This is a genomic window from Blastococcus sp. CT_GayMR20, from assembly GCF_004570345.1.
Map to the genome: position 1 here is coordinate 1 of NZ_SPQM01000170.1, position 8,785 is coordinate 8,785.

General features: G+C 75.4%; 8 protein-coding genes. 4 read left to right on the forward strand and 4 right to left on the reverse strand.

The annotated features are described in order from the left end of the window. The 3 genes from E4P40_RS24025 to E4P40_RS24035 all read left to right on the forward strand — a co-directional run. On the forward strand, positions 1–1,691 hold a 1,691-nt coding region (locus E4P40_RS24025), incomplete at its 5' end, for a helix-turn-helix domain-containing protein (RefSeq protein ID WP_135160894.1). Positions 1,692–1,805: 114 nt separating this feature from the next. Then, positions 1,806–2,687 carry a 3-methyladenine DNA glycosylase gene (locus E4P40_RS24030; RefSeq protein ID WP_135160895.1) on the forward strand — a complete coding sequence of 294 codons (882 nt, stop codon included), beginning with the start codon at positions 1,806–1,808 and terminating at the stop codon, positions 2,685–2,687. Beyond that, positions 2,684–3,514 carry a tyrosine-protein phosphatase gene (locus tag E4P40_RS24035; protein ID WP_135160896.1) on the forward strand — a complete coding sequence of 277 codons (831 nt, stop codon included), beginning with the start codon at positions 2,684–2,686 and terminating at the stop codon, positions 3,512–3,514. Before E4P40_RS24030 ends, E4P40_RS24035 begins: the two co-directional genes overlap by 4 nt. 4 nt (positions 3,515–3,518) lie before the next feature. Here E4P40_RS24035 and E4P40_RS24040 read toward each other — a convergent pair whose 3' ends face one another. Further along, positions 3,519–4,388, reverse strand: coding sequence for a GGDEF domain-containing protein (locus E4P40_RS24040; RefSeq protein ID WP_135160897.1), 870 nt, complete (start codon positions 4,386–4,388; stop codon positions 3,519–3,521). On the opposite strand from E4P40_RS24040, the gene E4P40_RS24045 reads away from it, so the two are divergent. Then, entirely contained in the window at positions 4,353–5,267 is a 915-nt protein-coding gene (locus tag E4P40_RS24045; protein WP_245160556.1) for a GGDEF domain-containing protein, read from the forward strand. The two genes, E4P40_RS24040 and E4P40_RS24045, sit on opposite strands and share 36 nt — an antisense overlap. A 4-nt stretch (positions 5,268–5,271) precedes the next feature. Here E4P40_RS24045 and E4P40_RS24050 read toward each other — a convergent pair whose 3' ends face one another. The 3 genes from E4P40_RS24050 to E4P40_RS24060 form a co-directional block, all read right to left on the reverse strand. Beyond that, entirely contained in the window at positions 5,272–6,102 is an 831-nt protein-coding gene (locus E4P40_RS24050; protein WP_135160896.1) for a tyrosine-protein phosphatase, read from the reverse strand. Beyond that, a complete protein-coding gene (locus E4P40_RS24055) occupies positions 6,099–6,980 on the reverse strand; it encodes a 3-methyladenine DNA glycosylase (protein ID WP_135160895.1) in 882 nt (293 codons plus the stop codon). Before E4P40_RS24055 ends, E4P40_RS24050 begins: the two co-directional genes overlap by 4 nt. A 114-nt stretch (positions 6,981–7,094) precedes the next feature. Beyond that, positions 7,095–8,785: helix-turn-helix domain-containing protein (locus E4P40_RS24060; RefSeq protein WP_135160894.1), on the reverse strand; the 1,691-nt coding region annotated here is incomplete at its 5' end.

Genomic DNA, 8,785 nt, shown 5'->3' on the forward strand with positions numbered 1-8,785 from the left:
ACAACGCCGGCCTGCAGCACGTGGCCCCGCTGCACGAGTTCCCCGTCGACCGCTTCTCCTACATCCTGCGGCTGATGCTGGAGGCCCCGTTCCGGCTGGTCCGCGGCGCGCTGCCGCACATGTACGACCCGACCCGGCGTGACACGTACATGAGGGTGACCGACGGCTCGGTGTCCGCCCGGTTCCAGGCGCTGCGCCTCCCCATGGGAGCCGGTCTCGGCGGCCTGGTGGCCCAGCGGGCCGCTCCCTACGCGACGGCGAGCTACTTCGAGGACGCGCGCTTCCGGCACACCAGCGAGATCAACGACGGCGTCCGTGACGAGGGGCTCGTCGCGATCCTCGGGGTGCCGCTGATCCGGGGCTCCCAGGTGATCGGCGTCCTCTACGCCGCCGACCGCGCCGAGCGCAGCTTCGACCGGTCGGAGGTCGCCCTCCTCGGCTCCCTCGCGGCGCACGCGGCGATCGCACTCGACAACGCCCGCCTGCTCGAGGAGACGCGGGCCGCCCTCGACGAGCTGTCGGCCGCCAGCCGGGAGCGCCGGGCCTACACCGCCTCGGTGGAGCGGGCCGCGAGCGCGCACGACCGGTTCATCGACGTCGTCCTCCGGGGCGGCGGGGTCGAGGACGTCGCCGTCGCCGTCACGGAGGCGCTGGGCGGCAGCATCACCGTGCTGGACGAGGAGGGCAGAGGAACCCCGGAGGGCTCCCCCACCGGCGCGGGCCTGCCGCCCGACCCCGCGGGAGCGCTGGCGATGTCCCGCACCACCGGCCGCACGGTGCGCGACGGAAGCTGGTGGACCGCCGCGGTCACCGTGGACAGCGAGCTGCTGGGCGGGCTGGTCCTGCACCGGGACGACGAACTCTCCGACTCCGACCAGCGCATCCTCGAGCGCGCCGCCCTCGTCACGGCGCTGCTGCTGCTCATCCGCCGCACCGCGGGCGAGGCCGAGAACCGCGTGCGCGGCGAACTGCTCGAGGAGCTGCTGGGCCCGACGGTGCGCGATCCGGACGGGCTCCGGGAGCGGGCGCGGCGGCTGGGTGCGGACCTCGACCGCCCGCACGCCGTCGTGGTGGCCCGGGTGGAGGAGCGCTGCCGTGGACGGGCCCTGGCCGCGGCGACCCACCTGGCGGCGACCCGCGGTGGCCTGGCCGGCGCGCACGACGGCTGTGTGGTGCTCTGCCTGCCCGACGTCGAGCCCGACGTGGCGGCCGCCACCGTGTGCCGGGAGCTGAGCGGTGCCGCCGGCCCGGTGACCGTCGGCGGGGCGGGGCCGGTCCGGGGGCCGGGTGCCGTCGGCGCCGCCCACGAGGAGGCGGCCCGCTGCGCGGCGACGCTCGTGGCGCTGGGCCGGACGGGCGGCTCGGCCAGCGCGGCGGAGCTGGGCTTCTTCGGCCTGCTGGTCGGCGACGGCCGGGACGTGCGGGGCTTCGTCGAGACCACGCTCGGGCCCGTGCTGGAGTACGACGCCAAGCGCGGCACCGAGCTCGGGGCGACGCTGCAGGCGTTCTTCCAGGCCGGCGCCTCCCCCGCGCGTGCCGCCGAGGCCCTGCGCGTGCACGTCAACACCGTCACGCAGCGCCTGGAACGGGTCGGACGGCTGCTCGGCACGGACTGGAACTCGCCCGGCCGCGCCTTGGAGGTGCAGCTCGCCCTGCGGCTGCACCGCCTGACCGGCGCCGTCCCCGACTGACCGCGACCGATCAGCCGTCCCAGCAGGCCCACGGGGACGTGCCGGCCATGGGACGACGGTCGGCAGCGGCACCACGTCCGGTCACGGCCGAACGTCCCCTCCTACGCTGGACCGGTGCCCGTGCTCCTCGACCTCCTGCCGCCCGAGGTCTGGACGGCGCGCTCCGCCGCGCACGCGGAACGGGTCGACGCCCTCACAGCGGGCGCCCGTGCGCGCCGGGCGGCCGGGCAGCGCCATCCGGTCGAGGACTTCCTCTACGAGTACTACAACACCCGGCCGTCGACGTTGCGGCGCTGGCACCCCGGTCCGCACGTCGCGCTGACCGGGCCGGCTCCGCACGGGGACTGGCGCTGGTACGCGACGGACGGCGGGACCGTGCGCCTGGACGTCGACGCCTTCCTCGCCGACCGCGGGGACACCGTCCGGTTCGTGCAGGGGCTCCTCGCCGCCACCGCCCGGCGGCCGGCGTTCACCGGCTGCTTCGGGCTGCACGAATGGGCGATGGTCTACCGCGCCGGCGAGCACCGGCACACCGTCCCGCTGCGGCTCGGCCAGGCCGGCACGAACGCCGTCGTCGAGGCGCACCCCGTCCGGTGCACCCACTTCGACGCCTTCCGCTTCTTCACGCCCGCCGCCGTCGGGCTCAACCGGGTGCGACCGACCCGTGCCACCCAGCCCGAGCTCGAGCAGCCCGGCTGCCTGCACGCCACGATGGACCTCTACAAGTGGGCGCTGAAGCTCTCCCCCGCGACGCCGTCCGAACTGGTCGCCGACTGCTTCGAGCTCGCCGCCGACGTCCGGACGCTGGACATGCGGGCGTCCCCGTACGACCTGCGTGACCACGGCTACGAGCCGGTGGCGATCGAGACCCCCGAGGGCAAGGCGGAGTACGTCGCTGCCCAGCGCGGGTTCGCCGAGCGCGGCGCCGTCCTCCGCTCCCGGCTGGTCGACGTGTGCGATGCGCTGTCCGATCCGGGACGTACGGTCGACGGGTGACCTCCACGCGCACCGGCCGCTGGGTGCGGCTCGACGGCACCACCAACACCCGCGACCTCGGCGGCCTGCCCACCACCGACGGCGGCACGACGGTGCCGGGCCGCATCCTGCGCAGCGACAACCTGCAGACCCTCAGCGAGGACGACGTCCGGCGGCTCGTGGGCGAGATCGGCCTGCGCGAGGTGATCGACCTGCGGACCACCGCGGAGATCCTGCTGGAGGGGCGCGGCCCGCTGCGGGACGTCGACGAGGTCACCCACCGCCACTTCAGCCTGCTGCCCGAGCGGGGCCACCACACCGACGTCTTCGCCGTCGAGGAGTCCGACCCGGCCGACCTGCCGGAGGGCTGGCTGGAGTCGCTCCTCCCGCGGCAGGTCGCCGAGCACGACGAGGGGGAGCCGCCCGCCGTCCGTTCCTACCTGGGCTACCTCGGGCAGCGTGCCGACAACGTGGTCGCCGCGCTCCGGGCCCTCACGGCGACCGACGAGGGCGCCTCGGTGGTGCACTGCGCCGCCGGCAAGGACCGGACAGGTGTCGTGTGCGCGCTGGCCCTGGCGGTCGCCGGTGTGGGGCACGACGACATCGTGGCCGACTACGCGATGACGGCCGAGGTGATCGACGCCCTGGTCGCCAAGCTCGCCGCGTCACCGACGTACGCCGAGGACATGGTCAGCCGGGACGTCACCAGCCACACGCCCCGGGCGGCGACGATGGACCGCGTGCTGCGGCTGCTCGACGAGCGGTACGGCGGGCCGACCGGCTGGCTGGAGACGCACGGCTTCGGCGCCGACGAGCAGGCCCGGCTGAGGTCCCGCCTCCGGGAGTGACCCGTCAGCGGGCGGACCGGTGGCCTTGCTTGTGCCGGTACATGGCCGCGTCGGCCTCACGGAGCAGCTGCTCCGCGGTGCCGTCGGAACCGACGGCGTGGACCGCGACACCGACGCTGGTGCCGACCGCCACGTCGGTCCCGTCCAGCCGGAAGGGCTCGGCGAAGCAGCCGGTGACCCGGTCGGCCAGCCGGCGGGCGTCCTCCGGGGACACCAGGCCGGGCAGGATGATCGCGAACTCGTCGCCGCTGAGCCGCCCGACGGTGTCCCCGGGCCGGACCACGCCGCGCAGTCGCGCCGCCACCTGACGGAGCAGCTCGTCGCCGGCCGCGTGACCGAGGGTGTCGTTGACCTCCTTGAAGCGGTCGAGGTCGCAGAACAGGACGGCGACGTGGGCGCCCTCGGCGGCGGTCGGGATGCCGGCCACGAGGCGGTCGAGGAAGAGCACGCGGTTGGGCAGTCCGGTCAGCGCGTCGTGCGTGGCCTGGTGGCTCACCGTCGCCAGCAGCCGGGCCTTCTGCAGGGCCGTCGTCGCCTGGTCGCCGACACCTCGGAGCCGGGCCATGACGTCCCCGTCGAGCTGCGTGGGCGCCTGCCCCCTGGTCCACCCGGCGGTGGCGACACCCAGGAACGTCGTGCCGGCCAGCAGGGGCACCGCGACGACGTCGGACGTGCCGACCCCGTCGAGGAGCCGCCGCAGCGCCGGGCTGCTCGTGTCGCTGGAGATGATCCGGGGCTCCCGGTCGGTGAGCATGCCGACGAGCTCGGGGACGTCCTCGGCGCGCAGCGCGGTGGTCTGCAGCAGGTCGGCGCCGGCGTCGGTCAGCCCGGTCGAGGCGTGCGACCGCAGCGAGCCCGTGGCCGGGTCCCACATCAGGATGCCGGCGCTCGTGCAGCCGACGATCCGCGGCAGCGCCTCGCTGACGATGTCGCTGACCGCGCCGGCGCCGACCTGCTGCAGACCACCGCGCTGCGCGCCGAGGACGTCCCCGAGCTCGTCGGCATGCTCACCGACCGGGAGCCCCGGATCATCTCCAGCGACACGAGCAGCCCGGCGCTGCGGCGGCTCCTCGACGGGGTCGGCACGTCCGACGTCGTCGCGGTGCCCCTGCTGGCCGGCACGACGTTCCTGGGTGTCGCCACCGCCGGGTGGACCAGGGGGCAGGCGCCCACGCAGCTCGACGGGGACGTCATGGCCCGGCTCCGAGGTGTCGGCGACCAGGCGACGACGGCCCTGCAGAAGGCCCGGCTGCTGGCGACGGTGAGCCACCAGGCCACGCACGACGCGCTGACCGGACTGCCCAACCGCGTGCTCTTCCTCGACCGCCTCGTGGCCGGCATCCCGACCGCCGCCGAGGGCGCCCACGTCGCCGTCCTGTTCTGCGACCTCGACCGCTTCAAGGAGGTCAACGACACCCTCGGTCACGCGGCCGGCGACGAGCTGCTCCGTCAGGTGGCGGCGCGACTGCGCGGCGTGGTCCGGCCCGGGGACACCGTCGGGCGGCTCAGCGGCGACGAGTTCGCGATCATCCTGCCCGGCCTGGTGTCCCCGGAGGACGCCCGCCGGCTGGCCGACCGGGTCACCGGCTGCTTCGCCGAGCCCTTCCGGCTGGACGGGACCGACGTGGCGGTCGGCACCAGCGTCGGTGTCGCGGTCCACGCCGTCGGTTCCGACGGCACCGCGGAGCAGCTGCTCCGTGAGGCCGACGCGGCCATGTACCGGCACAAGCAAGGCCACCGGTCCGCCCGCTGACGGGTCACTCCCGGAGGCGGGACCTCAGCCGGGCCTGCTCGTCGGCGCCGAAGCCGTGCGTCTCCAGCCAGCCGGTCGGCCCGCCGTACCGCTCGTCGAGCAGCCGCAGCACGCGGTCCATCGTCGCCGCCCGGGGCGTGTGGCTGGTGACGTCCCGGCTGACCATGTCCTCGGCGTACGTCGGTGACGCGGCGAGCTTGGCGACCAGGGCGTCGATCACCTCGGCCGTCATCGCGTAGTCGGCCACGATGTCGTCGTGCCCCACACCGGCGACCGCCAGGGCCAGCGCGCACACGACACCTGTCCGGTCCTTGCCGGCGGCGCAGTGCACCACCGAGGCGCCCTCGTCGGTCGCCGTGAGGGCCCGGAGCGCGGCGACCACGTTGTCGGCACGCTGCCCGAGGTAGCCCAGGTAGGAACGGACGGCGGGCGGCTCCCCCTCGTCGTGCTCGGCGACCTGCCGCGGGAGGAGCGACTCCAGCCAGCCCTCCGGCAGGTCGGCCGGGTCGGACTCCTCGACGGCGAAGACGTCGGTGTGGTGGCCCCGCTCGGGCAGCAGGCTGAAGTGGCGGTGGGTGACCTCGTCGACGTCCCGCAGCGGGCCGCGCCCCTCCAGCAGGATCTCCGCGGTGGTCCGCAGGTCGATCACCTCGCGCAGGCCGATCTCGCCCACGAGCCGCCGGACGTCGTCCTCGCTGAGGGTCTGCAGGTTGTCGCTGCGCAGGATGCGGCCCGGCACCGTCGTGCCGCCGTCGGTGGTGGGCAGGCCGCCGAGGTCGCGGGTGTTGGTGGTGCCGTCGAGCCGCACCCAGCGGCCGGTGCGCGTGGAGGTCACCCGTCGACCGTACGTCCCGGATCGGACAGCGCATCGCACACGTCGACCAGCCGGGAGCGGAGGACGGCGCCGCGCTCGGCGAACCCGCGCTGGGCAGCGACGTACTCCGCCTTGCCCTCGGGGGTCTCGATCGCCACCGGCTCGTAGCCGTGGTCACGCAGGTCGTACGGGGACGCCCGCATGTCCAGCGTCCGGACGTCGGCGGCGAGCTCGAAGCAGTCGGCGACCAGTTCGGACGGCGTCGCGGGGGAGAGCTTCAGCGCCCACTTGTAGAGGTCCATCGTGGCGTGCAGGCAGCCGGGCTGCTCGAGCTCGGGCTGGGTGGCACGGGTCGGTCGCACCCGGTTGAGCCCGACGGCGGCGGGCGTGAAGAAGCGGAAGGCGTCGAAGTGGGTGCACCGGACGGGGTGCGCCTCGACGACGGCGTTCGTGCCGGCCTGGCCGAGCCGCAGCGGGACGGTGTGCCGGTGCTCGCCGGCGCGGTAGACCATCGCCCATTCGTGCAGCCCGAAGCAGCCGGTGAACGCCGGCCGCCGGGCGGTGGCGGCGAGGAGCCCCTGCACGAACCGGACGGTGTCCCCGCGGTCGGCGAGGAAGGCGTCGACGTCCAGGCGCACGGTCCCGCCGTCCGTCGCGTACCAGCGCCAGTCCCCGTGCGGAGCCGGCCCGGTCAGCGCGACGTGCGGACCGGGGTGCCAGCGCCGCAACGTCGACGGCCGGGTGTTGTAGTACTCGTAGAGGAAGTCCTCGACCGGATGGCGCTGCCCGGCCGCCCGGCGCGCACGGGCGCCCGCTGTGAGGGCGTCGACCCGTTCCGCGTGCGCGGCGGAGCGCGCCGTCCAGACCTCGGGCGGCAGGAGGTCGAGGAGCACGGGCACCGGTCCAGCGTAGGAGGGGACGTTCGGCCGTGACCGGACGTGGTGCCGCTGCCGACCGTCGTCCCATGGCCGGCACGTCCCCGTGGGCCTGCTGGGACGGCTGATCGGTCGCGGTCAGTCGGGGACGGCGCCGGTCAGGCGGTGCAGCCGCAGGGCGAGCTGCACCTCCAAGGCGCGGCCGGGCGAGTTCCAGTCCGTGCCGAGCAGCCGTCCGACCCGTTCCAGGCGCTGCGTGACGGTGTTGACGTGCACGCGCAGGGCCTCGGCGGCACGCGCGGGGGAGGCGCCGGCCTGGAAGAACGCCTGCAGCGTCGCCCCGAGCTCGGTGCCGCGCTTGGCGTCGTACTCCAGCACGGGCCCGAGCGTGGTCTCGACGAAGCCCCGCACGTCCCGGCCGTCGCCGACCAGCAGGCCGAAGAAGCCCAGCTCCGCCGCGCTGGCCGAGCCGCCCGTCCGGCCCAGCGCCACGAGCGTCGCCGCGCAGCGGGCCGCCTCCTCGTGGGCGGCGCCGACGGCACCCGGCCCCCGGACCGGCCCCGCCCCGCCGACGGTCACCGGGCCGGCGGCACCGCTCAGCTCCCGGCACACGGTGGCGGCCGCCACGTCGGGCTCGACGTCGGGCAGGCAGAGCACCACACAGCCGTCGTGCGCGCCGGCCAGGCCACCGCGGGTCGCCGCCAGGTGGGTCGCCGCGGCCAGGGCCCGTCCACGGCAGCGCTCCTCCACCCGGGCCACCACGACGGCGTGCGGGCGGTCGAGGTCCGCACCCAGCCGCCGCGCCCGCTCCCGGAGCCCGTCCGGATCGCGCACCGTCGGGCCCAGCAGCTCCTCGAGCAGTTCGCCGCGCACGCGGTTCTCGGCCTCGCCCGCGGTGCGGCGGATGAGCAGCAGCAGCGCCGTGACGAGGGCGGCGCGCTCGAGGATGCGCTGGTCGGAGTCGGAGAGTTCGTCGTCCCGGTGCAGGACCAGCCCGCCCAGCAGCTCGCTGTCCACGGTGACCGCGGCGGTCCACCAGCTTCCGTCGCGCACCGTGCGGCCGGTGGTGCGGGACATCGCCAGCGCTCCCGCGGGGTCGGGCGGCAGGCCCGCGCCGGTGGGGGAGCCCTCCGGGGTTCCTCTGCCCTCCTCGTCCAGCACGGTGATGCTGCCGCCCAGCGCCTCCGTGACGGCGACGGCGACGTCCTCGACCCCGCCGCCCCGGAGGACGACGTCGATGAACCGGTCGTGCGCGCTCGCGGCCCGCTCCACCGAGGCGGTGTAGGCCCGGCGCTCCCGGCTGGCGGCCGACAGCTCGTCGAGGGCGGCCCGCGTCTCCTCGAGCAGGCGGGCGTTGTCGAGTGCGATCGCCGCGTGCGCCGCGAGGGAGCCGAGGAGGGCGACCTCCGACCGGTCGAAGCTGCGCTCGGCGCGGTCGGCGGCGTAGAGGACGCCGATCACCTGGGAGCCCCGGATCAGCGGCACCCCGAGGATCGCGACGAGCCCCTCGTCACGGACGCCGTCGTTGATCTCGCTGGTGTGCCGGAAGCGCGCGTCCTCGAAGTAGCTCGCCGTCGCGTAGGGAGCGGCCCGCTGGGCCACCAGGCCGCCGAGACCGGCTCCCATGGGGAGGCGCAGCGCCTGGAACCGGGCGGACACCGAGCCGTCGGTCACCCTCATGTACGTGTCACGCCGGGTCGGGTCGTACATGTGCGGCAGCGCGCCGCGGACCAGCCGGAACGGGGCCTCCAGCATCAGCCGCAGGATGTAGGAGAAGCGGTCGACGGGGAACTCGTGCAGCGGGGCCACGTGCTGCAGGCCGGCGTTGT

Bases quoted from the DNA above. Each gene is read 5' to 3' on its own strand.
- E4P40_RS24040 (WP_135160897.1), bottom strand. From the start codon at position 4,388: ATGTGGGACCCGGCCACGGGCTCGCTGCGGTCGCACGCCTCGACCGGG.